A 21,904-nucleotide genomic window follows, 5' to 3' on the forward strand; every position below is an offset into this window, starting at 1 on the left:
AATTTTGTTATTTTTTAATAAGTGAATCATTTTCGATTTATGAGAGTTTTTTTAAATTTATAATATTGATTAAATATATAGAAAATATTTATTATGGTATATTAATAAAAAATTAATTATATTTTAAATAGAAGAACTATAAGGTAAAGATTTTATATAATTTTCCATATATTCCCAATCAGGTTCATATTTATTATTTTCATTTAATATAGAAGGTAATTTTATATGTGATTTTTTTAACCTTTTTTGACTTGCTTTTCTTCCATAGCCATATCTATATTGCTCTTTATTTAAAATAGTTACTAAAAACATAGCAATATATGGATTTAACAAAAATTTAGGTATTAATTTTTCTACATGATCACTTGCTAAAAATGGAAATTCTTGATAAGCAGCATATCCAAGAACTGCCGAGTCTATTGTTATAACATTTCCTTCTTCTGTGTAAAAATCATAAAATCCTGAAACCCCGTTATTGCTAGCTTGTGTTGTAACATAAGGATATATTCCGTTATTTAAATTAGGAATATCATCAGGAGGAGTAGTTTTAGAGCCTTTTATTTTAAATAATTCAGTTAAATTAAAATAATTCCAATTGTTAATATTCAACTTTATAGAATTATTACTTACAGATATAGAACTAATATCATCTTTTTTATTAGAAGCCAATTTATAAATGCAATAATCTTTTATAGTCTTTTTAAAATCATTATCATTTATATTTGTATATGATGTTTCTAAATATTCCTCGGCACACCATTCATCTTTATAGGATAATTTTTTTGTAATAGATAAACCAGAAATAGATTTATTATTTATAAATAAATCTATCCAATTATTTTTTATACTATCCCACTTTTTGTTATAATCATACCTTCCTTTATCTTTCTTTTTACTAAATCCATCATCTTTAAAATAACCTAAAAATGTTGTTTTTATAGATGAATGCGGTACTTTAGCTTCTATTACTATAATACAAGTATTAGTATTTACTTTTGAATTAAAAAATAACTCATTAGGCATTGATAAAACAGCTTTTAATGTATGATTTTTTAAAATTATTTCTTTTAATTTCAATCTTTTACCTTTTTGAGCTAAAACACAGCTCATAGGAACAATAGCGATACATATACCATGAGGAATTAAACAATCTAAAGCATTTAAAATGAACTCCAATTCTTCTTTATCTTGTTTTTTATTTGACTTGTATGGAGGATTAAGAAAAGCTATATTAGGTTTTATTTCTTTTATTTTTTCTATAATATCTTCATCAAAACAACTTCCTAAAAAAATATTACTTTTACCATCTCCATGTAAAAACATATTAGAAACAGCTAGTGGATATATTTCAGGTTGATATTCTGTACCATATAATTGATTTTCTTTTATATTTTTTTCTTTTTTCAAATCTCCATGAGATTTTTCTATCATTTTTTTCATTGCTGAGACTAAAAATCCAGATGTACCTGTACAATTATCATATATAATATCATCAGGTTTTATGTCAGCAAGATCACAAAAAAAATCAGTTATATGAGGAGGTGTAAGAACTATTCCTAAACCTTTGTCAGAATTAGAATATCTTAAAAATTCAATATAAAATTGACCTAATATATCATAATATTTATATGTTCTAGCATAACTATTAATATTTTCATCAATATCATATATAAGATCTTTTAAAACATTTTCTTCTTCTTTAATTAAACTAGTATGATTCTTTATAAAGCTATAATTATCTATAAATCTGTCTATTTTGTTATTCTGCAGATTTTCATTATTTAATTGCTCTTTTATAGTCTCTAATAAGAAATTAGCTAGAATTTGTGATGAAGAAATATTACTGTAATCTCTATAAAAATTAGGATTTTTTAAAGAGATTAATATACCACTTACTAACAAACTCCTTTTATCCTCTTTAATTTTTAAGCTATGTAATTTCTCATTTAATATTTTAGAATAATTTAATAGATTTTCGTATTTTTCTTTCCTTTTTATTTGATCTTGTGTTATACCTGATATAATATCTTCTATTGATAAAAGAGTATTCCCAAAAATACGCTCAGATTCTTGCATCAATTTTCTTTGTATAAAATATGATACTTTTAATTCTCTTTTATCCATTCCACTAACCGCTATAGACAATACATTATATTCTTTTGATAAATAAGAAGAATAAAGTAAAACACCATCAACCGCATACTCTGAGTATCTATTTCTATCTTCACTTTCATGTCTTAATACATCTGCTTTACATTCTACTAAAATAAGTAAATCATGTATTTCTTTAATTCTTATAATAAATTCTGGTTTTCCCTTCCCATACCCTTTTTTTGAAGCATTTTGTAGCAATTTATTTATTTTAGGAACACTAGATATTTGTTCTTCTAACACTATGTTATTATAAAACGGATCTCCCTTAAAATGTTCTCTTACAATATCTTCTGTAATTCTTTCATTTACCATAATAAGTACCTATAGAAATATATAGTATTATATCATATACATTATATCTTTTTTTTTATTCTTTTGCAAATTTTATTTTTATTTATTATTAAAATAATGATTTTTATTAAAATTTACAGATAGAATATCATCATATTTCTTTTTTTCTAGGCATTCATCTAATAACAATAAAAACTCTTTATTATGAGTAGTAATAAAAAATTGTATTTTATCAGAATATGAAACTATAATTTCTATTAACTGTTTCATATCTTCAACAAATAAATAATTTTCTATAATACAAGAAAAACAAATGTATGGATATATTATAAAAATTATTTTAAACCTATATCGACACTTATATTATTTATAATGTTAAGTTCAGATATAATATTTTTTTTAATTTCTTCTATTTTCAAATATTTTTCTGCTATTTCTTCTTGCTTAATCATATCGTAATTTCCATTATTATCAATTGGTATTTTTATTTTTATTTTTTCTATAAGTTCTTTTCCTAATCTTTTATTAGAACCTTCGCCTACTTTATGTAATGGCAATATATTGTTTAATATTGCGTATAAATACTTTATTGATATTTTATTTTTAAATTCATCTTTTAAAAATAAAGCTCCACAATGTGTTGTCATAGAAAACTTGCCATTTCTAATAAAAACTGTACCAACATATGTACCATCTGTAGTCCAAGTTAAACATTCGCAATCATAATCATAAGTGTTTATATAATCAATTATGCCTTCATCTGTTGTTTTAGAGGAATATACAGGAAATACACCTTTATTTTTATTCATATATTTTTTTGTATATTTTGAATTACCTTTTTCTACAAAAAAGAGACCTGTTTCACCTCCTATATATTTTTCAGTCATTTCACAGGTTTCTGTTAGAGAATACATATCTATTAACTGCTGATGTTCTTTTACATTATCTACTATCATATTTATCGTATTTGAAAAATCAAATATAGAAATAGGTTTATTTTTTTCTATTATTCCTAATTCAGCTTTTTCAGTTTCTGTCCAATCTTTTTCAATAATCCATTGTGTTTCAATATTATCTATAAATCTACTAATATCCTGTATTTTGCATCTATTATCTAAATTGATTTCTGAAAAATATTCTTTATTTCCCTTAAATAAATTAAATAATTTTACAGCTTTTTTTAAATCATCTTGTTCTATATCAAATCTGTTTATATCTCTACTTTCTCCTATTTCGCTACACAAATAAGTAAATACAGGTGATATTTGTGTATCAGATAAATTATTTTTTTTAGTTATAGCTAATATATATGTTTTTTTAGGAGTCGTAAAAAAAGTCTTTATAGGTAATGATATAATGGCATCTATATAGCAGTTATCTAAAATAAATTTTCTAAGATTTTTATCATACTTTCTATTAAAAATACCATCAGGCAATATGACAAATGCTTTACCAGATGGCTTTAATGCTCTAACAATCCATTCCATAAAAAGCCCTTCAACACCTAAAGAATTTATTTTAAAATAATTTTTGAGATTTATATCTTTTAATATTTCTTCTTTAAGATTACTGCTTCCGCTTGTAACATATGGAGGATTTGTCAAAATTAAATCATACATATTTTCAATAGGTTCTGATAAAGTTCCTAATATAGAATTAGTTTTTAGTGTAAATGTTTCATTAAATAAATTTGCAAATTCTTTTGTATATTCAGGGTTTTCTTTTATAATATCACAAAAATAAATAAGCATATTTGCTTTAGCTAAAATAATAGTTTTTTGCTCATCTTTATCAAATCCCTTATCAAACCCAACTATTTTAATTTTACACTCTATTTTATTATCTTTTATAAAAAAGAATTTCCTAATATTTTCTTTTATAAACTCCAAAGGAAATTTGCCAACTCCGCAGGCAGGATCACATATAACTATTCCTTCTCTTAATTCACTATAGGCCATTTCATTTATAGCTCTTACTACTTTAATTGGAGTAAAATATTGCCCCCAATTTTTTTTACTAATACTTTCTTTTAGAAAACTTTCAAAAAGTTTACTTTTAAAATCATAATCTATATATTCTAACTTTCCGTAATTATTAAATTTTTCTAATACTTTTCTAAAAACAGTACCATATCCATCTATTGCTTTTTGTTCTTTACTAACAAATATTGTACCATTAATAATAGTTGTTTTATCTATACCAGCAGGAAATAATTCTTTTATTTTTGGTCTTATAATATCTGCATAATGCTGTAAAACATAATTTTCTTCATTTTTGCTATATTTTTTTAAAAGTTCATAAAAATTAAAATCGCCTTTTAATATATTCAAATCACTCAAATATTTAAAAATAAACAATTCTACAAAAGTATATAAACAGTTTTCAGGTGTAGCACCGCTAACACTCCAAACATCCTGCCATATTTGTTTAGATAAATCTGTTGGATCAATTAATTTTTTAGGTAATATTCTATCATTATTACTATTTATAGAATGGATAATGTTATTTATCACATCAAATAATTTAGTATCTTTATAATCAAATAAATATTTAAAATCTTTACCATTTTCATCTTTAATAGTATTTCCTGTTAATACATTTATCCACAATGTTTCTTTTGTATCTGTTGCTATCATTAATTTGGTATTTAATTGTTTTGCCACATTAATTTCTTGATTAATGGCTTTATTTTTTTTATATTCAGTATTAAAATTTCTAGGAGATTTATATTCTATAATTGCTATAATATCTTTTTCTTTAGTAATTAAAGCATCAATTTTTTTTTGATCAATATCTTTACCATAATCAATATTTCTAATTATATTAGCACTTTTTAAGGTTTTTACAGTAGTAGAACCTATATTATAAAAATTCCATGTTCCTATTTTATCAGGATTTTTAATTAAATCTCTTTGTAGAAGCTCTTCTGACATTATTAACCTTTATATAAAAATATAATACTAAGATAGTATAATATAATAATATAGTATAAATTTCAATATTTTTAAATATAAATATACTCAAATTATTTTCTATTTATTTTTCAGTAAAATAAATTGATTCAAGCAAAGTAGTTTTACAAGCCCCTGATTTTCCTACAATGACATTTATATTCTTAAAACTGTCTACTTCTAAATGTTTTATTCTTTTATAATTAGTTATTTCAATGCTTTTTATCATTGTAATCTCCTTTTATTTTATTCAAATTTATTCATTTTCTCCAATGCTATGCCGTCATCGGATTTTAAATAGTTCCAAACTGCTTTATAATTAATATTACCGTTTTTATCTTTAGGCGAAATATTATCTATATAGAAAAATGCTGCTGCTGTACTGTATGCGAATATGTCCAATGCCTCGTTTCTTCTCTGTCCAGCCCTTAAACGCCATTCATATTTATTTGATGAGCTTCTTGTGTGTTTAGCTGCTTTCTCCTCTGCTGTAAGCATTCTAAAAAAGTTCATATCAATATCATTAGGAAAATATGCCCACCTTATAGGAAGCTCCTCTTTATTGTCTGCATTTTCTGATTTTTCTATTGAAAGAGCATTATATACTTCATCTTTTGCCATTGAAGAGTTTAATATTAAAGCAGGCGGATTATGACTTTTATTATCATCTTGAAACCTGTAAAACTTACCTGTATCTTCTCCCTTAATAGCAAATACAACATTTCCGTACTTTTTACTTTTTTGATACATTCCCTCACAAAAATCTGTTACTACTGCTGGAATAAAGCCTTTATCTATAAATACTATAGAAGCATAAAAGCCTAAATGCGATGATTTAATAATTCTCTCTAATAAAAGCCAGCATCTGCTTTGAAGGTTTGAAGTATCACCGTCTAATCTATGATAGCCTAACATATAACTTCTATATCCTTCAGTCCATAAAAATACTCCGCACTCTATATAGCGTTTTTGTATATCTACTGCTATATTACAAAATAATGGTTTATGCTCTAATTCTTCAATATTGAGTGTAGACTGCTTTATTTTACCGTATTCATCAATAGTCTCTTTTAAATAATTTCCTCTGTTTTTATTATAAATATAGTCATAAGGCGGTACATCTTCTATAGCCTTATAAGTCTGACCTAAAACTGTATTATAAAAAACTTTAATAAAACTGTTATCTCCGTTTTTCTCTGCTTCCGCTGCTTTCAAATAATCTCTTATTATACTCTCCCAGCTTCTGAAACCTATAGGAGCATAAAGCGATGACAAATGATAGCTTCTTCTTTTAGGGTCTAATGATTTCGATGTTGCTATCCATTTCGCATGTCCTCCGTCCTCTGCTGTTTTTAGAAAATCTTTTTTATCAACTTCTTTCCAATGGCTTCCGCAGTATTTACATTCATAATGAACTGATGAAGGTATCAAAATGCCTTCATCATCTAATTCATATTTCAAATTTTCAAAATCTAATATTTGAAGCTCTCCGCAGTCCTTACAAGGTACATGATAAAATCTTCTGTCGCCTTCTAAAAATCTTTGCTCTATAAAGGATTCTCCAGTAGCCATTTTCGGAGTAGATTCTATAAGTATTTTTCTGATATTTGAATATGCATCCGTTCTTCTTTCTGCCAAAGTTATAGCATTACCCTGTCCGCCTACATCTATTTTAGCCTCATCTGCTTCCGTTATTATCAATACTTTTATAGAGAAAGATTTTAATTTTGATATTGTCTGAAGTCCGCCTAACTGAATAAATCCGCCGTCAAAAGTTTTATAGCTTTTTGTGTTTCCTGTTTCCCTGCTTTTTTTATTTTTTACAGCCGACTTAAATAAATGTCCTAATCCTGATTCTTCTATTGAAGGACTTACTCTTAAAGTAAATATCTGCTCGGCAACTTCCGAAGTAGAAGCCAAAAACAAAATAGGTGCTGGAGAATTGCCTAATAAATACATTATTAAGTTTTCATCAAGTCCTACTGTAGCTCCAATTTGTGCTCCTTTCATAAAGTCAACATACTGAATAGGGCTGTCTTCATCAAAGTTTCTTATTATCTCTCTTAAATAAGGCGTAACCTTAAAAGAATAATAGCCCGGTATCGCTGAAACTCTTTCATTTAATATTCTAGTTCTTTCTATATATTCTACTATTTCATATTTTGGCTTTACTTCTAAACTTCTTCTTACAATACCTTTAAGGAAATTTAAATCATCTTCCTTCCAATCATTCAATATTTTTTTTGAGACTAGATCCTCTAAATTAATTTCCTTTAATCTTTCCATATTTACACATTCCTTAATTGATTAATAGCATTTTCTGTCTGTTCAGAGAGATATTTTTCTAATTTCATAAACTCACTGCTTAAAGCCTCTCTCAAAATAATAGTTATTTCTTCGGTAGGTACTTCTAACTCAAGTCTGTTTCTAATAATTTCAGCAAACTTTGAAGACACGCTTTTAGGTATGGTATCTATCTGCCCCTTAAAAGCAATTAAAACAGATGGGAATATAACCTCTATAGCTTTTCTTTCTATAAGTTTTCCTCTAAGAAGCATTATCTCTATATGTTTTTTTGTAGCATCAGCAACTAAAACATTTGCTTTAGCTATATTAATATCCATATCCTCTATACTTAGAGAATTATGTTCATTATTGTCTATAATGCCTATTTTCTCATTATCAGTTATATATAGTTTTTGTATTTCTGCTTTTTTGGATTTATTAGTTTTTTTATTTTTATCAGTTTTACCGTAAACATTTCTTGATAAAGCCCAATTATCAGCTGAAGATTTTGCTATTAGTTTTCTTCCTTTCTCATCGGTTATAAACTTTATTCTGCTGTCCTGCTTTTTAATGCATTGTGTGATGTTGGCTTTGGAACAGCCGACTAATTGTGAAAAATCTTTTAATGTTAAATATTCTTCGCCGTTTATGATAGGCATAAAAAACCTTTTTAATATTCTTAAGAATTGGTAAGCATTAAACCATATGATTATTATAAAGAAAGTTAACTAAAAAAGAAGTGAATCAGTTAACTTTTAGTTAACTTTTAGCCAATTTAGTTAACTAAAAAGCCTTAATTTTGATGTTTCACGATACAAAAACAGTATATAATTATCATAATATATTTTGTTTTTAATTGATTTATAATAAAATAATACAATATTAGCTATAAATCAGACTAAAAAGTGTACTATTAAGGCATTATTTTTAGTGTATTTTTTAAGAGAAAGAGGGCTTGCTAAAAAAATAAATGCCTTATGGTGTAAAATTAGTTAACTAGTTAATCAGTTAACTTTCAAAAAAACTTTGTGAGAAAATTTTTTTGGCGGGCACAAAAGCCCACATAAGCCGAAAAAATCAGTTTACAGTACCTTTTTTTATATCATCGGCAGAATTTTTATTTATTAAGCTAGCTAAATTATTAATAGTTTGATTTAATGTATTAATAGAATTATTTAAATCACTTATCGAAATATTATTATTATTTTGATTATCTACTATTATATTATTATTTTCAGTATTTACATCAGCTTGTTTATTCTCATCAGTATATTTTTTTATATAATCACGTACTATATAAGAAACTACTTGATTATTATTTTTTAAATTCAAATTAACAATTATTTCACTTAATTTTTTAAACTCTTCATTTGACAAACTAATTGAAGTATGCAAGCGATTTTCTTTATTATTCATATAATAACCCCTTTTTTTTATTTTATACATTCAATTTAACTCATTTTTGTAAAAAAATCAATAATAAGGACGCATTTTATATAAAAATGAATGCGTTTTTGCTAAATTATATAAAATATATGTAAAAAACGTAGAATAATAGCCAAAAAATAGAAAAAAAATAACTTTTTTCGTCCTATTGGACGCAATAAGTATTGACAAATGCGTCCAAATGCGGTATAATATATATATAAACAATGAGAGAGCAAGGGGGCTTGAAATGACAATATTAAAAAAAGAACAATTAAACAAATTAATCAGTAAAGATTACACAGTAAACAACATGACAACAATAACATTTAATAAAAACAGTATAATCTTTAAGAATAGCATAATAAAAGAAGAGATAAAAATAAACACAGTAGAAACATTTAAAAACAAAACAATAAAACTATTTAGTGAATATTTAATTAAAGAACTTGAAAAAATCGGAAAATTAAGAATTGAAGCAGACGACAAGACATATATAAACGGCATTATATACTAATTTGCTATATAAAATACTATTCTCACACAATAGTATTATATAAATCTAGAGTGATGGGAGGCACTAAGATGTACAAAATAGTGTTTCTAGTTATTACTGTAATTGTAGACATTATTACAATCATAGTAATAATCAATAATAGTAAATAATTTGCTATGTTTGGGGCTTGTATATTCTCTCGGTATATAAGCCCTTAGAAACCTAATATTTATTATAACAGCTTATAAAAAAAAGTCAAGTAAAAAAATGTTCTTTGGAATTAATTATTTTTATCAGGTAAACGTTCAATTAAAATATTTATTGATTGATTTAAATTATTTATAGAGTTTTTTAAATCATCGATTGAATTATTTTGATTATCAGAATGAGAAAATGCAGAGATTTCGGAAGCTGGCGGAGTATCGGAAGTATATTTTTTTAGATAATCTCTAATGGCACGTGCAACTAATTGATTTTTATTACTAAATTCTGTTGCAGCGATTTTTTCAATTAATTGCATTTCCGCATCTGTCAAATTTATAGAAGTCTGTAAACGATTATAAATATATTTTTTCTCATTCATTAAATACACCTTATATTTTTTGATTTATATAAAAAGTATACTTTATTTACTGTCAAAAATCAAGTATTTTTTGTCAAAAACATCAAAATATAAAAATATTTGTAAAAAATGTATTAAAATTGCCTTATTTTTTAATTTTTTGTGATTTTTGACAATATTTGACAGTAAAATGCTTGACTTGCTGTCAAAAATAGTGTATAATTATAATATAAACAAAAAACAAAGGGGCTTAAAATGGAAACATTAACATTCAAACAAGAGGAATTAAAAGACTTATTAAAATTAAACAATAATAACAGACTTGAAAATCAAATAACAATAACATTCAAGAATAATAATGTTGTATTTGATTCAAGATTTGAAAAAGCACAGGCAAAAAGAAAATGTCAGTCAGATAAAACAATCGTTGTATTTGCTAAAAGATTTTTAGAGTTTGTAAAAAATAACAAAGTAATAAACTTAAAACTAGAAAACAATAACAGGCTGTTATTAACTAGTATTCATAACAGCACTGTTATCCCTTGCATCTTAGAATGAGAGAGAAGCAAGGCTGGACTTAATTTAACACTAATTTGATTATAACAGTTTACAAGAAAAAATCAAATTAAAAAACTAAAAAATAAGGGAAGGGTAATATGAAAAAATTAATAAACAAATTAAACAATATAAGAATTTTTATAATATTATTACAATTTGACACAAGAATAAAAGCAAAAAAAATAATAGAAATATTAAAAAGCTAATATATTAATTTGCTATATAAACAGTCTACAGAACTGTATTATATAAATTTAGAGTGACGGGAGGCACTAAGATGGATAAAACCACGCTTTTAATTATTACTATGATAATAGACTTAATAACAATCGTAGTAATAATCAATAATAGTAAATAATAAACATTTGCTATTATTGGGGGCTTGTATACTAGCAATATGCAAGTCCTTAAAAGCTGGCTTTATTATAACAGCTTATATATAAAAGTCAACAGCATAATAAAGGGGATTTCATGGATATACAAACATTTTTAACACTTAATAAAGACAATAAAAAAATATCTCAGGAAGGTAAAAAAGAACTTTTTTATTACTTCCAAAGGACTATAAAAAATAGCTTTATTGACTTAGATATTAATTATAAAGATTTAAGCAGCTATCAGGAAAAAAACAAAAACACTTTTATGCGTGAAAAACATTTAAATGAATATAACATCGGCTTAGCAAGTAATTTAATAGCTTGCTATGATGATAAAGTATTAATAATAAAATAAAACTAAAAAAACTAAAAAATAAAAACTAAGGAGCTTTAACTATGGAAACAATCAATAATTACATCACAATCAATACTCAAAACTTAAAAGTAATAAAAAATACTTTTATGGAAATAATACAAAGCAAAGTAATATATAATATTGAAAGCAATGTATTATTACAGCTTGAAGGCAGTATATTAAATATAGCTGCTACCGATGGAAATATTTTTATAGAAAAAAGAATAAAAGTAATAAATCATAATCATGATAATTTCAGGATATGTGTATATGCTAAAATGTTTTTTAATATAATAAAAGAACATGATGCAGATTTTATAAATATGTCAGTACAGGAAAATCAAAAAATATATTTATTTTATAAAGGTACTTATATCAGAAAAAGAGAAGATAAATATAATAGAGAAAGAAAAATAAATACCCAGCATTTGATTATAGGAATGAATGCAGAAGAATACCCAGATAATAAAATAGATAGAAACTTTACTAATTATATAACAGTTGGTAAAAAAGAATTATTTACTATATTCAAAAAAAGTATAAATACTATAGCCAAAGAACCATTTAAACCAGCTTTAAAAGGCGTATATTTTGACTTTATAAGCACTAATAAATTAAATATAGTAACTACTAACGGCAGACAAATGGCAGTATATAAAATGAATTATCAAGGCTATAAAAAATTAAATAATGCTATTATACCAGCCGAAGCCGTAACAGCATTATTTAAAAATGTTTCTAATATAGATAAAGATATTGATAATAAAGAAACTGTAAATATATCTATAAATAAAGAATGTATACAGATAATAGATAATGATTATATATATACAAGTTCTTTAATAGTTGAAAAATATCCGCCTTATAAAAAAGTTATTCCAAGTAAAGAAAATGAAAAATATAAAAATAATAGAAAAATATGCAGTATAATATTTAATAATGAACAGATGATAGAAATAAAAAAAGCAGTAACAAGCCTTAAAAAACTAAGCAAAGCAAAATCAAAACGCTTGATAATGAAGTTTAATAATAATAATCTTGTTTTAACAATAGCAGATTATAAAGATAAAAATACAGATGATAAATATAATGGCATTCATAATATATCAAATATAGTTATAGATAATATAGAAAGCAATATTAATTATACTATAAATGTAAATTATGAATATATATTAAATATTTTATCTATGATGATAAATAAAGATAAAAATAATAAATGTACACTTGAAATATACAGCGATGAGAAAAGCCCATTAAAGATATTATATAACAATACAGTATATGTATTAATGAGAATGGGAAATACCGAAGAACATAATAATATAATAGAAGAGCATATTAAACAGTTTGTAGAAAATACAGAAGAAAATAAAAATACAAGACAGCAGAGAAGATTTATTGAAAGAAAAAAATCTAAAAAACATACTATAAGATTTATAGATTTTATTAATAGTATAAAAATCATTGATTATAAAGTTATTGAATTAATCAAATATATTGACAGCTTGAATATAACCGATGATGAGAAAATATCATTATTTAATATAAAATATAATAAGTATAAAAAGCCTTATACATGGCATATTACGGATACTACAAAAATAGATATATTGAAAACAGCATAAAGATTATATAAATTAAGCCCTTTTTTCCTAAGCTAGTTATATATTAACTAGCTTAAGGAACTAAAAAATATTTAATATAGTTTTAAATAATATTTTTTGGCTAATATAGCAACAATAAAAAAGCGAGCCAAAGCCCTTGACTTAATTTATTAAGTCAAGCCTCAAGGCGTAGGCGAGCATAGCAATAATAGGAGTTTTTATTATGATAATAGGTACTATAATGTGTTTTAATGCTTTATTACAATGCTTAATAGTTTTAATAGAATATTCTTTTAAGGCAATAGCTTTTATATTTGGTTTAATATATAAGTTTGTGAAATACATTCAAAATAATAAAAAATCAAATATTGAAAAAACAAATTATGATAATCTGATATATACTTATAGAACAGCACCAAAAGATGAAAATAAAAATAAAGAATATACAAATAAAGAAGATATAACAGAGGATAAGAAGGAGAATACCAAAAAAGAATATAATTATCCTAATATTGATTTATTAAATGAAAATAAAGAAACTATATTTAATGATTATATAGATATTGAAGAGATAGAAACTATATTAAAAGAATTAAAAATTAATATAGTATCAAAGGAAATGAAAGAATCAAGAATATCTATTAATTATATTTTTAAATATGACAACAGCATAATAAAAAGCTATACGCTAAGCACGCTTGAAAACAGCTTAAAATGTGCATTTGGTGATAATATAAGATTAAATAAATACTACGCACAGAAGGCATTAGCAATAGAATATATAAAAACAGATGAAAGCAGATATTTCGGAATAAAAGAAGTTATAAATGATGATAATAATTTTGAACTTCCTTTATATTTAGGCATAAACACGGATAATGAAAAAACAGCTATTGATTTAGCCAAAGCACCGCATATGCTTATAGCTGGAGAAACTGGAAGCGGTAAAAGCGTATGTCTAGCCTCTATTATAACAAGCCTTATATATAAGAAGACAGCAGATGAATTAGAATTAATGCTTATAGATAAGAAAAATGAATTGAGTATATTTAATGAACTTCCGCATTTAATATATAATTCATTAAATAATGATGATGATATAATATCAGCATTAAGAAGCCTTGAAGGCGAATTAAGAGACAGAAATAACAAGATAACAAAGAAAGGAGCAAGAAACATACAGGAATATAATAAAAAATCAAAAAACAAACTTCCTTATATAGTTCTTATTATAGATGAGCTTCAAGACTTATTTAATAGAGATATAAAGAAGGAAGCCGAAAAGATATTAAATACTATAGCATCATTAGGCAGAAGTGCGGGTATTCATATAATAGCAGCAACTCAAAGACCTAGTGCTAAAGTAATAACAGGCGAATTAAAAGCAAACTTGCCAACAAAAATAGCTTTATCAGTTGCTAATAACACAGACAGCAGGGTAATAATAGATCATAAAGGAGCAGAGGATTTAATAGGCAATGGAGATGCTTTACTAAAAAGAAAAGAGAGTGTAAAATTAGAGCATATACAAGTGCCTAATATTACGACCGAAGAGATAGAGCGAATAATAGATTATATAAACAAGTAAGCCGAAGCATATCGATAATTTATTATCGATATAATAAACATAACAATATAGGAGGATAATATGCAAATATTTAAAACTTTATTAAAACCTTTATTATTCATACTTATAAATATTACAGAATTATTTAAATGGATTTCTATGAAAAAAGACGGAGATAAAAACACACTTTTTAAAAGATTTGTATTAAAACTTGTGTTTATAACAGATAAATTATATGCTTTTGTAGAGGGAGAATATTCAATAGAAAGTGTATCATTCGGCTACTTAGATGAGGAAAATAATAAATGGTATGTATATAAAGGCGATCCGGAAAAATTTGAAGATGAAGAATATATGGAAGAATATAAGAAATATGCAAGAGAACATTATTCAGGATTTGATAAAAGGGAAGATATGGAAAATCTATTATAAATTGCAATTAAGTTCCTAATTTTTTAGTTTTTTAGTTTTAGGCGGTGATTATGAAAAGTAATTGCCGCCGTTTTTTATTGATTCACTTTTTATTTTTATAGTCAAATATTATTATCTTTATAAGCATAAATTAAGGATAATACTATGGCTGAAACTATAACATTCAAAGAACTTCAAGAAAAATTAAAAAAGTTAGAGAAATTCGCAGAGAAAAAAACAGCAAAAATACTCAATCAGGCAGCATTTGAAGTACAAAAAGAAGCAAGAGCAGAAACTCAAAAAACATTTACTTTAAGAAATCAATATGCTCTAAGAGTAATACAGGTAAAAAAAGCAACTAAAAAAGATAAAAAAAGCATAATAGGAAGCACTGCTGAGTATCAAGAATATCATGAACTAGGAAAGCCATTAAGCCGTAACATTTGGGGTAAGTCATTAACTATAAACCCTATAGCTACATTAAGCGGAAGAAAAAATAAATATACTAATATTATACCAAATAAATATAGATTTAATAAAATGGGTAATATTAGACAAATAGGAGAGAAAATAAAAGAAGGCAAATTAAAAAAAAGAGATAAAAGATTTTTCATATTAAAGCCCAAAGGAAAAGATCCTGCTATATATGAAAGAGTAGGTACAAAAAGACATGATATAAAGCCTATAAGAATATTAAGCCGTAAGAAAAAAATAAGAAAAAGACCAATATTTAAAAACTCCGCTAAAAAAGTAATAAAAAGTAATTATATATTTAAAAACATATCATATAAAATGAAAAAAACTTTAGAGATTTAGTCTTTATTTAGAAGATAATAAGGACATATCACTGCCTCATCAAGATTTGAGACAGTGTCATGATTACATTCTCCATTATCAAAATATATACATTTTTTATAATTAGCCTCACAGTCAATATTTTTATTATCAGAATGTACAGCCTTAATGATGTCTGCCCCAGATACCACAATAGTTTTTTTAGTATTTCTTTTTTTTATCATATATAAGTCCTTATTATATATTTTTAAATATATTCTGCCCCTTATATTCTTCAGTATGCTCTTTTAATACAATAACCTGTCTTTTTTCTATAGGTATTTTTTTAGTAATAAAGTTTCTAGTGGGAGTGATCCCTGTTCCTAACAGCCTAAGCAGGTCGAAAGTGTTATAATATTTATCAGGCTCTATTTTATTAATATTATTTAATATAATTTCTTTTATATTATCCCTTCTTTCCATACGATACCCCTTATAGTTGTTATACTAATAAATGCTCAAAATTATCTTTTTCTTTTACCTGAAGTTTAACAAAGCTCACTTCATTAAAGACTTCTTTTTCTTTGATAAATACAAACCAAGCAACGTCAAACCACGGCTTATTTAATGATTTTATATTTTCAAAAGAAGTAAACTCAACTCTCTTATCAAAAATTAAAGTTTTTATACTAAAGCCTAAATTATTTAACTTATTAAAAAACTTATGCCTTTTTACTCCATGTAAAGCCATAGTAGGAAGTAAAAAAGCAAATCCATTTATGATATTTTTCTCTATAAGATAAATACTTTTTTCTATAAAATCATCTTTAATAGAATAAGGCGGATTAGTAACAACGAATACATTTGTTTTTATAGGCATATTAAGAATATAGTTGCTTTCTTTAATAGAGGAAGTATAAACATTAAAATTATATTCTCTTAATACTTTAGCAATATTAGAATTATTATTAGTATCGCAAGGCTCTAAAATATTATTAATACCATATTTTTTTAATAATTCAGCAATAGGGTACACTGCCTCAGGCGGCGTAAAATACTCATCATTTTTAACTATAGAAGCCGAAGTTTTGAGCTTTCTTATAGAACTATTTTTTTTATTATTATTTTCCATATATTATTGCTATATTATTTTCTTTCGCTAATGACAATATATCTTCAGGAATATCAATATTTCTTATTTTATTAATTTTTTGTTTTATAAGTTTAATAATCTCTTTTTTCATTATTTAATCCTTATATATTTTTTCTAATATTTTCTCTAAAACTTGTATAACTATACTGTTTCCAGACTGCCTGTATAACTGAGTATCGCTTAAATGACTCACCTTGCTGAAATCTTCCTTACTCCAGCCCATTAAAAGCCAGCATTCTAAAGGAGTTAATCTTCTAATACCTTTATCTGTTTTTATAAAATTAGATTCTGAATAATCATTCCTAGTTTTTATTGTATAAGCTATAAAAAAATCTTCTAAATTAAAAGGTTTAAATTTACCTTCAAAAGCTGTTCCTTTTCTCTCTATTGCCTCAAGCTGCTTATCACTTAAATAATATTTTTTATCAGCATTATCTTCTAAAATATTTTTAGCATAAAAAGAGAGTTCTTCCTTTTTAATATTTAAATGAGGATATTTATTGAGCATAGATACTATAAAAACTCTGTCTCTGTTCTGCGGTATGCCGTATTCTTTGGCATTCATTCTTAATATTTTGGTTTTATATCCTATTTTTCCAAGCAGTTTTATTATTGTGTTTAATTCTTTATCAAATTTTTTACTAATAAGATTAGATACATTTTCTATAATGCTTACAGCAGGTTTCTTATGCTTTAATATTTCATAGCCTTGAAAAAATAAAACACTTTTCTCTCCATTAAATCCTTTCTTTGTTCCTATTATAGATAAATCCTGACAAGGAAAACCCCAAGTAAATAAATCAAAATCAGGAAGAGTATTAATATCAATTTTAGTTATATCTCCGTAATTAAGACTTTTATCAGCATTATGAAGTATGCTGTAGCTTTCAGAAGCATATTTATCTATTTCAGAGAAGCCTATTAATTCAAAATCTATATTCAAATTCTCTAATGCCTTCTCAAAAGCACCTATACCGCTGAACGCACTGAATAATTTAATCATATAAAAAGCTCCTTACTTTTTGCTTTCAAAATAAAACACTACATTTTTATTCATATCAGCTTCTTCTATTCTTTCATATCTTAAGGCTAATCTATAAGCAGAATTACATTTAAGCCATTTAACAGTATTTTGTATAGAGTTTCTAAAACCTTCAATATCTCTGTTTCTCTTATAATGGTTACAGCTAAAACAGCATATTATAAGATTTCCTCTGTCATTAGTTCCGCCAACTGCCAAAGGCACTTTATGATCTATAGTAGCCTTTTTATACTCTAATTCTATTCCGCAGTAAGCACATCTTCCATTCATCTCTTCAAATAATTCTTTTTTATGTTTTAGATAACTATTATCTCTTTTATTAAATCTATTATGTTTCATTTTTAATCTCCTTACACAAGCGGTAATTTAGGACTTTCACAAACTATTATTATATTGAATACTTCGCCGATTTTAGACTGATAATATTCTTTTTTATCACCATAACGCCCATATGCATTTCTTATAGTACAGAAAGGAATATTTTTATTTCCTAAGAAAATAAGCTGAATATATTTGCCTTTCTTTAATTCATAATAAGAACCGTCCAAAGCCTTTGTGTCATATTCTAGTAAATCTTTATTTGTATTCTCATCAATATTTATATCCTCAACAGCTATTAATTTAGCCTGATTTTGTCCCCAAAGTTTAGGATATTTTTTAGAAAATTTTATTACGTTTTTTGTCATCTCAAAACGGCACTCCTTACAGTAATATTTATTTCTATACATAGCAGTATTGTTTTTATTCAAAGCCTTACCGCATTTCTTACAGCATAAAAATACAAAAGCATTATTACCATTAAATAATTTTTTCAAATCACTCATACTGCCTCCTTATCTCTAAGTTCAGTTATTTTTTTAAACATACTTTCAACATCATCAAAATAATAATCCTCTTCATTATTAAATAATCTTATCTGACACTTAACTAATTCTATAAGATATAGTTTCTCTCCTATATGAAAAATAACATAAAAATTGTCATGCTCTGCTTTATATCCATATTCTAATAATTTAACTTTTATTTTATTAAGCATTGATGAATATACATTGTTATAATGCTTAAAAAATCTTATTAATCTTCTCATTATGCTATCATCCTTCTAAATCTTCTAATATCAGGAAGCCTGAAATAATTAATTTTTCTTGTATGTCTTTTAATATTTTTTGTGCCGTATAAAATAGGCTTATCTTCCAAATATTTTTCTATTTTGTAAACAGCTTCATAATATCCATATGCAACACTCACAGCATAGCCCTGTTTTGCTTTATCTTTTAGCCATTCTTTTTGTACATCAGATAATCTTCCCTTTACTGTTTTTAATTCTAAAAGCAGTATTTCATGTTTTTTAGTTTTAGCATAAATTATTAAATCACTATGACCTGCTTTTATACCCTGACTTTTCATAAACTTAGCAAGTCCGCTGCTAGCCTTAATTCCGCTCATAGAAGGGTGATAGTCAATATGCTTTTCATTAAGATAAGCTATAATCATATTTTGTATTTGACTTTCTCTAAAAGAGTCTTTATCTCTTTTTTCTGCTTCAATAAAAGCTCTTATTTTTTTATATCTTTTTATTTTATCTCTTTCATCAATTTTTCTGTAAATTATCATTGTAAACTCCATAAACATTAATTATAAATATCTACTTCTTCACCTTCATAAGGAACTTTTACAAGATACTCACTGTCTTTTCCTTGTTTACCTGAAACAAATTTTCCTATGAAATGTTTGTTTAATATTCTGTAAAAATCCTGTCTTTTTATTTTTAGTTCACCGCATAAACCATTAATTATATTTTCTTTTTCTTCATCTTTTATTTCTGCTTCTATATAGCAATCATATCGTTTTCTATCTAACATATCATTAAACATTTCACATAAATCAAGTCCCATATCTATTTCTTCATATTCACATATATAATATTTATATTTGTTATTTTTATAATTTTCAGGATATTCTTTCATTTCATATTTTAATTCATCAACATAAGTAAAGAGATCCCCATAATAAATTAGTTCTGTATTATTATTTAATTCGCTTAATTTTTTCATTTTATTTCTCCTTTAAAGTCATATCTTGTATTAAGAATATGACTGCTATTTGCTATATCTAAAGCACATTCATCACATACAGAAACTAATGTTATTAAACTTCCTATTTGGTAAGCCGCTTCTTTTAAGGCAGTATTTTGATTACAAACTTCGCATTTCATATTCAGCCTCCTAAAAATTAAATAAACTTATATAATTCTTTATTATCAAAATAGAACTTAATTAATTCATCTACTTTATTAACTAATTCTTCTTTTGTAGGTTTTCTTAATTTATCAGTCTTACCCCAAGAAGCATTATCTAAAGTTTTATAATGAACACTCAACTCATAAGAATTGTTATTAAATTTTACCCATATATAAGTCTTATAATTTTTATTTATTCTTATTATGAAGTCATAAGAACAATAACTAGAAATTTCAAATTTATATTTATATAAAGATTTTTCTCTTATTAATTCATTAGCATCAAATGTTTCTTCAGGATAAAATACATCATTTAATTTTTCATTTAATTCTTCAAAACTATCAAGTAAACCTAAATCATATAATTCATCTTTTAATTTTTCTCTTCTATCATTAAAATCCATAGAATCAAAATCTTCATCTTCAAATAATTTATTGAATTTATCATTATCTAAGTTATCAAGTTCTTCAGCCAATAAAGCGATTAAATCTATTTTTAAATTTTTAGTCATTGTTATCTCCTTTATAATTATTCTCCAAATATATAGCAAACAATACTCCGTAGCCTGCTATATCCAAAATAGTATCTTTTAAATCTTCATCTACCTGATGATCTGCTTTATCTTTTAGATTTTTAAATCTATTTATTTTATCTTCTATTCTCACCAAAGCTATATTAAGTCCGTATTCATCAAGCGTTTTATCAAAACTGCTTCCATAGTCGGCGTCTTTTTTTATTAAAGTCTCCGCTAAAAGTTCGCATTTTCTTTTTATTAACTCTTCTTTATTCATGTTTAATACCTCTTAATTCCATTTCAGTTTCAAAAAAACTTAATTTTTGTATAGGTATATCAAGCCCTGCACAAATCATTTTTTCAAGCATAGCACCTCTTGAGTTTTCCGAACCGTTTTCAATATCTATGAGAATATCACAGTCTACAAGCATTTTGATGTCTTTTTTTAAATAGTCTTCCCAACTCCCGCTTTCATTTAAATTGTCAGTATCGATAGGGTTTATTATTTCTGTATCTTGACTGTCATAATAAATACTATAATATTTTTGTACTATTTCTTTGGCTTCTTCAAACTCTTGTTCGTAGTTTTTTCTATTAGTAATAGCACCGCTTAAATATATTTTTAGTTTTCCCATTATTCAGCCTCCGCTTTCTTAAAACTTTCCAAATCTATTATTAAACCTTTGCTAAATACTTCTCTGTCTTCTAACACATTAAAAGTATCATAGTCTATTTTCATACCTTCAGGTAAATCTAATTTGAAATCCCATTCTTTTTTATTAAAAGAAACTTTTATAGCTATAAAATTATTGTCAGCAAATTCTTGTAGTGAATTTAATTTTTCTATGTCATCAGGATAGTAAATATTATCTAAATCTAAACGGCTAAATACAAGCTTAAATCTTTCATAGTCAGTAGTATTAATATATAGTTTTACTGGCATAGGACAATATTTTTTTCTTTCTATAACACCATCAAATAAAATAAAATCTTCACTATCGGCAGAGACGATAATTAAGTTATTGTTTTTAGCGAGAGGAGATAATGCCCTTACTTTCTCATTAAAAGCGTCTCTATCAATATTATTTAATTCGTTTTTTATTTTGTTTATTATTTCTCTTTTATTCATTTATTATCTCCT

General features: G+C 25.0%; 30 protein-coding genes. 7 read left to right on the top strand and 23 right to left on the bottom strand.

Annotated features, from left to right (window positions below):
• Positions 1–123 precede the first annotated feature (123 nt).
• The 7 genes from Q1X91_RS02680 to Q1X91_RS02710 form a co-directional block, all read right to left on the bottom strand.
• Positions 124–2,466 carry an N-6 DNA methylase gene (locus Q1X91_RS02680; protein ID WP_300753159.1) on the bottom strand — a complete coding sequence of 781 codons (2,343 nt, stop codon included), beginning with the start codon at positions 2,464–2,466 and terminating at the stop codon, positions 124–126.
• Between the two features lie 78 nt (positions 2,467–2,544).
• Positions 2,545–2,715 (bottom strand): hypothetical protein, encoded by a 171-nt coding sequence (locus Q1X91_RS02685; RefSeq protein ID WP_300753161.1) that lies wholly within the window; start codon positions 2,713–2,715, stop codon positions 2,545–2,547.
• Between the two features lie 65 nt (positions 2,716–2,780).
• Positions 2,781–5,378 (bottom strand): N-6 DNA methylase, encoded by a 2,598-nt coding sequence (locus tag Q1X91_RS02690; RefSeq protein ID WP_300753163.1) that lies wholly within the window; start codon positions 5,376–5,378, stop codon positions 2,781–2,783.
• Positions 5,379–5,481: 103 nt separating this feature from the next.
• A complete protein-coding gene (locus Q1X91_RS02695; protein WP_300753166.1) occupies positions 5,482–5,625 on the bottom strand; it encodes an AAA family ATPase in 144 nt (47 codons plus the stop codon).
• Between the two features lie 17 nt (positions 5,626–5,642).
• Positions 5,643–7,682, bottom strand: coding sequence for a terminase gpA endonuclease subunit (locus Q1X91_RS02700; RefSeq protein ID WP_300753168.1), 2,040 nt, complete (start codon positions 7,680–7,682; stop codon positions 5,643–5,645).
• A 2-nt stretch (positions 7,683–7,684) separates the two neighbouring features.
• Entirely contained in the window at positions 7,685–8,341 is a 657-nt protein-coding gene (locus Q1X91_RS02705; RefSeq protein WP_300753170.1) for a hypothetical protein, read from the bottom strand.
• A 418-nt stretch (positions 8,342–8,759) separates the two neighbouring features.
• Entirely contained in the window at positions 8,760–9,098 is a 339-nt protein-coding gene (locus Q1X91_RS02710) for a hypothetical protein (RefSeq protein ID WP_300753172.1), read from the bottom strand.
• A 259-nt stretch (positions 9,099–9,357) separates the two neighbouring features.
• Here Q1X91_RS02710 and Q1X91_RS02715 point away from each other — a divergent pair, with 259 nt between their 5' ends.
• The gene (locus Q1X91_RS02715) at positions 9,358–9,624 is read left to right on the top strand and encodes a hypothetical protein (protein ID WP_300753174.1); all 267 of its coding nucleotides are present in this window, start codon (positions 9,358–9,360) and stop codon (positions 9,622–9,624) included.
• A 259-nt stretch (positions 9,625–9,883) separates the two neighbouring features.
• Here Q1X91_RS02715 and Q1X91_RS02720 read toward each other — a convergent pair whose 3' ends face one another.
• Complete coding sequence (locus Q1X91_RS02720) at positions 9,884–10,186, bottom strand: hypothetical protein (protein ID WP_300753176.1); 303 nt, start codon at positions 10,184–10,186, stop codon at positions 9,884–9,886.
• Positions 10,187–10,420: 234 nt separating this feature from the next.
• Between Q1X91_RS02720 and Q1X91_RS02725 the strand changes: the two genes are divergently transcribed.
• The 6 genes from Q1X91_RS02725 to Q1X91_RS02750 all read left to right on the top strand — a co-directional run bounded on the left by Q1X91_RS02725 (position 10,421) and on the right by Q1X91_RS02750 (position 15,856).
• Positions 10,421–10,723 (top strand): hypothetical protein, encoded by a 303-nt coding sequence (locus Q1X91_RS02725; protein WP_300753178.1) that lies wholly within the window; start codon positions 10,421–10,423, stop codon positions 10,721–10,723.
• Positions 10,724–11,194: 471 nt separating this feature from the next.
• On the top strand, positions 11,195–11,455 hold the full coding sequence (locus Q1X91_RS02730) for a hypothetical protein (protein ID WP_300753180.1): 261 nt from the start codon (positions 11,195–11,197) through the stop codon (positions 11,453–11,455).
• A gap of 41 nt (positions 11,456–11,496) precedes the next feature.
• A complete protein-coding gene (locus Q1X91_RS02735; RefSeq protein ID WP_300753181.1) occupies positions 11,497–13,083 on the top strand; it encodes a DNA polymerase III subunit beta in 1,587 nt (528 codons plus the stop codon).
• 202 nt (positions 13,084–13,285) lie between these two features.
• Positions 13,286–14,650, top strand: a complete 1,365-nt coding sequence (locus tag Q1X91_RS02740; RefSeq protein ID WP_300753183.1) for an FtsK/SpoIIIE domain-containing protein — start codon at positions 13,286–13,288, stop codon at positions 14,648–14,650.
• A 60-nt stretch (positions 14,651–14,710) separates the two neighbouring features.
• The gene (locus tag Q1X91_RS02745) at positions 14,711–15,061 is read left to right on the top strand and encodes a hypothetical protein (protein ID WP_300753185.1); all 351 of its coding nucleotides are present in this window, start codon (positions 14,711–14,713) and stop codon (positions 15,059–15,061) included.
• 144 nt (positions 15,062–15,205) lie between these two features.
• Entirely contained in the window at positions 15,206–15,856 is a 651-nt protein-coding gene (locus tag Q1X91_RS02750) for an HK97 gp10 family phage protein (RefSeq protein WP_300753187.1), read from the top strand.
• On the opposite strand, the gene Q1X91_RS02755 is transcribed toward Q1X91_RS02750, so the two are convergent.
• Genes Q1X91_RS02755 through Q1X91_RS02825 form a run of 15 tightly spaced genes read right to left on the bottom strand, consistent with a single transcriptional unit; the run spans position 15,853 to position 21,892 of the window.
• Positions 15,853–16,059 (bottom strand): hypothetical protein, encoded by a 207-nt coding sequence (locus Q1X91_RS02755; protein WP_300753189.1) that lies wholly within the window; start codon positions 16,057–16,059, stop codon positions 15,853–15,855. The genes Q1X91_RS02750 and Q1X91_RS02755 overlap by 4 nt on opposite strands.
• A 13-nt stretch (positions 16,060–16,072) precedes the next feature.
• Positions 16,073–16,297 (bottom strand): hypothetical protein, encoded by a 225-nt coding sequence (locus tag Q1X91_RS02760; RefSeq protein WP_300753191.1) that lies wholly within the window; start codon positions 16,295–16,297, stop codon positions 16,073–16,075.
• Positions 16,298–16,316: 19 nt separating this feature from the next.
• A complete protein-coding gene (locus Q1X91_RS02765; protein ID WP_300753193.1) occupies positions 16,317–16,946 on the bottom strand; it encodes a hypothetical protein in 630 nt (209 codons plus the stop codon).
• Positions 16,936–17,058 (bottom strand): hypothetical protein, encoded by a 123-nt coding sequence (locus tag Q1X91_RS02770; protein ID WP_300753195.1) that lies wholly within the window; start codon positions 17,056–17,058, stop codon positions 16,936–16,938. The genes Q1X91_RS02765 and Q1X91_RS02770 overlap by 11 nt, the downstream gene beginning before the upstream one ends.
• Before the next feature lie 3 nt (positions 17,059–17,061).
• On the bottom strand, positions 17,062–17,970 hold the full coding sequence (locus tag Q1X91_RS02775; protein ID WP_300753197.1) for a DNA cytosine methyltransferase: 909 nt from the start codon (positions 17,968–17,970) through the stop codon (positions 17,062–17,064).
• Between the two features lie 12 nt (positions 17,971–17,982).
• Positions 17,983–18,348, bottom strand: coding sequence for an HNH endonuclease signature motif containing protein (locus Q1X91_RS02780; protein WP_300753199.1), 366 nt, complete (start codon positions 18,346–18,348; stop codon positions 17,983–17,985).
• Positions 18,349–18,359: 11 nt separating this feature from the next.
• On the bottom strand, positions 18,360–18,833 hold the full coding sequence (locus tag Q1X91_RS02785; RefSeq protein WP_300753200.1) for a hypothetical protein: 474 nt from the start codon (positions 18,831–18,833) through the stop codon (positions 18,360–18,362).
• Positions 18,830–19,096, bottom strand: a complete 267-nt coding sequence (locus Q1X91_RS02790; RefSeq protein WP_300753202.1) for a hypothetical protein — start codon at positions 19,094–19,096, stop codon at positions 18,830–18,832. The genes Q1X91_RS02785 and Q1X91_RS02790 overlap by 4 nt, the downstream gene beginning before the upstream one ends.
• Complete coding sequence (locus Q1X91_RS02795; protein WP_300753204.1) at positions 19,096–19,623, bottom strand: VRR-NUC domain-containing protein; 528 nt, start codon at positions 19,621–19,623, stop codon at positions 19,096–19,098. Before Q1X91_RS02795 ends, Q1X91_RS02790 begins: the two co-directional genes overlap by 1 nt.
• Before the next feature lie 17 nt (positions 19,624–19,640).
• The gene (locus Q1X91_RS02800; protein ID WP_300753206.1) at positions 19,641–20,063 is read right to left on the bottom strand and encodes a hypothetical protein; all 423 of its coding nucleotides are present in this window, start codon (positions 20,061–20,063) and stop codon (positions 19,641–19,643) included.
• Positions 20,060–20,224 carry a hypothetical protein gene (locus Q1X91_RS02805; RefSeq protein ID WP_300753208.1) on the bottom strand — a complete coding sequence of 55 codons (165 nt, stop codon included), beginning with the start codon at positions 20,222–20,224 and terminating at the stop codon, positions 20,060–20,062. The genes Q1X91_RS02800 and Q1X91_RS02805 overlap by 4 nt, the downstream gene beginning before the upstream one ends.
• 17 nt (positions 20,225–20,241) lie before the next feature.
• A complete protein-coding gene (locus Q1X91_RS02810) occupies positions 20,242–20,760 on the bottom strand; it encodes a hypothetical protein (RefSeq protein WP_300753210.1) in 519 nt (172 codons plus the stop codon).
• Entirely contained in the window at positions 20,753–21,040 is a 288-nt protein-coding gene (locus Q1X91_RS02815) for a nucleotide modification associated domain-containing protein (protein WP_300753212.1), read from the bottom strand. Before Q1X91_RS02815 ends, Q1X91_RS02810 begins: the two co-directional genes overlap by 8 nt.
• Entirely contained in the window at positions 21,033–21,398 is a 366-nt protein-coding gene (locus Q1X91_RS02820) for a DUF4406 domain-containing protein (RefSeq protein ID WP_300753214.1), read from the bottom strand. The genes Q1X91_RS02815 and Q1X91_RS02820 overlap by 8 nt, the downstream gene beginning before the upstream one ends.
• Positions 21,398–21,892 carry a hypothetical protein gene (locus Q1X91_RS02825; protein WP_300753216.1) on the bottom strand — a complete coding sequence of 165 codons (495 nt, stop codon included), beginning with the start codon at positions 21,890–21,892 and terminating at the stop codon, positions 21,398–21,400. The genes Q1X91_RS02820 and Q1X91_RS02825 overlap by 1 nt, the downstream gene beginning before the upstream one ends.
• Positions 21,893–21,904: the final 12 nt, after the last annotated feature.

This window comes from uncultured Brachyspira sp., from assembly GCF_949287625.1.
Taxonomy (GTDB): domain Bacteria; phylum Spirochaetota; class Brachyspiria; order Brachyspirales; family Brachyspiraceae; genus Brachyspira.

Bases quoted from the DNA above. Each gene is read 5' to 3' on its own strand.
- Q1X91_RS02680 (WP_300753159.1), bottom strand. From the start codon at position 2,466: ATGGTAAATGAAAGAATTACAGAAGATATTGTAAGAGAACATTTTAAG.
- Q1X91_RS02685 (WP_300753161.1), bottom strand. From the start codon at position 2,715: ATGAAACAGTTAATAGAAATTATAGTTTCATATTCTGATAAAATACAA.
- Q1X91_RS02690 (WP_300753163.1), bottom strand. From the start codon at position 5,378: ATGTCAGAAGAGCTTCTACAAAGAGATTTAATTAAAAATCCTGATAAA.
- Q1X91_RS02695 (WP_300753166.1), bottom strand. From the start codon at position 5,625: ATGATAAAAAGCATTGAAATAACTAATTATAAAAGAATAAAACATTTA.
- Q1X91_RS02700 (WP_300753168.1), bottom strand. From the start codon at position 7,682: ATGGAAAGATTAAAGGAAATTAATTTAGAGGATCTAGTCTCAAAAAAA.
- Q1X91_RS02705 (WP_300753170.1), bottom strand. From the start codon at position 8,341: ATGCCTATCATAAACGGCGAAGAATATTTAACATTAAAAGATTTTTCA.
- Q1X91_RS02710 (WP_300753172.1), bottom strand. From the start codon at position 9,098: ATGAATAATAAAGAAAATCGCTTGCATACTTCAATTAGTTTGTCAAAT.
- Q1X91_RS02715 (WP_300753174.1), top strand. From the start codon at position 9,358: ATGACAATATTAAAAAAAGAACAATTAAACAAATTAATCAGTAAAGAT.
- Q1X91_RS02720 (WP_300753176.1), bottom strand. From the start codon at position 10,186: ATGAATGAGAAAAAATATATTTATAATCGTTTACAGACTTCTATAAAT.
- Q1X91_RS02725 (WP_300753178.1), top strand. From the start codon at position 10,421: ATGGAAACATTAACATTCAAACAAGAGGAATTAAAAGACTTATTAAAA.
- Q1X91_RS02730 (WP_300753180.1), top strand. From the start codon at position 11,195: ATGGATATACAAACATTTTTAACACTTAATAAAGACAATAAAAAAATA.
- Q1X91_RS02735 (WP_300753181.1), top strand. From the start codon at position 11,497: ATGGAAACAATCAATAATTACATCACAATCAATACTCAAAACTTAAAA.
- Q1X91_RS02740 (WP_300753183.1), top strand. From the start codon at position 13,286: ATGATAATAGGTACTATAATGTGTTTTAATGCTTTATTACAATGCTTA.
- Q1X91_RS02745 (WP_300753185.1), top strand. From the start codon at position 14,711: ATGCAAATATTTAAAACTTTATTAAAACCTTTATTATTCATACTTATA.
- Q1X91_RS02750 (WP_300753187.1), top strand. From the start codon at position 15,206: ATGGCTGAAACTATAACATTCAAAGAACTTCAAGAAAAATTAAAAAAG.
- Q1X91_RS02755 (WP_300753189.1), bottom strand. From the start codon at position 16,059: ATGATAAAAAAAAGAAATACTAAAAAAACTATTGTGGTATCTGGGGCA.
- Q1X91_RS02760 (WP_300753191.1), bottom strand. From the start codon at position 16,297: ATGGAAAGAAGGGATAATATAAAAGAAATTATATTAAATAATATTAAT.
- Q1X91_RS02765 (WP_300753193.1), bottom strand. From the start codon at position 16,946: ATGGAAAATAATAATAAAAAAAATAGTTCTATAAGAAAGCTCAAAACT.
- Q1X91_RS02770 (WP_300753195.1), bottom strand. From the start codon at position 17,058: ATGAAAAAAGAGATTATTAAACTTATAAAACAAAAAATTAATAAAATA.
- Q1X91_RS02775 (WP_300753197.1), bottom strand. From the start codon at position 17,970: ATGATTAAATTATTCAGTGCGTTCAGCGGTATAGGTGCTTTTGAGAAG.
- Q1X91_RS02780 (WP_300753199.1), bottom strand. From the start codon at position 18,348: ATGAAACATAATAGATTTAATAAAAGAGATAATAGTTATCTAAAACAT.
- Q1X91_RS02785 (WP_300753200.1), bottom strand. From the start codon at position 18,833: ATGAGTGATTTGAAAAAATTATTTAATGGTAATAATGCTTTTGTATTT.
- Q1X91_RS02790 (WP_300753202.1), bottom strand. From the start codon at position 19,096: ATGAGAAGATTAATAAGATTTTTTAAGCATTATAACAATGTATATTCA.
- Q1X91_RS02795 (WP_300753204.1), bottom strand. From the start codon at position 19,623: ATGATAATTTACAGAAAAATTGATGAAAGAGATAAAATAAAAAGATAT.
- Q1X91_RS02800 (WP_300753206.1), bottom strand. From the start codon at position 20,063: ATGAAAAAATTAAGCGAATTAAATAATAATACAGAACTAATTTATTAT.
- Q1X91_RS02805 (WP_300753208.1), bottom strand. From the start codon at position 20,224: ATGAAATGCGAAGTTTGTAATCAAAATACTGCCTTAAAAGAAGCGGCT.
- Q1X91_RS02810 (WP_300753210.1), bottom strand. From the start codon at position 20,760: ATGACTAAAAATTTAAAAATAGATTTAATCGCTTTATTGGCTGAAGAA.
- Q1X91_RS02815 (WP_300753212.1), bottom strand. From the start codon at position 21,040: ATGAATAAAGAAGAGTTAATAAAAAGAAAATGCGAACTTTTAGCGGAG.
- Q1X91_RS02820 (WP_300753214.1), bottom strand. From the start codon at position 21,398: ATGGGAAAACTAAAAATATATTTAAGCGGTGCTATTACTAATAGAAAA.
- Q1X91_RS02825 (WP_300753216.1), bottom strand. From the start codon at position 21,892: ATGAATAAAAGAGAAATAATAAACAAAATAAAAAACGAATTAAATAAT.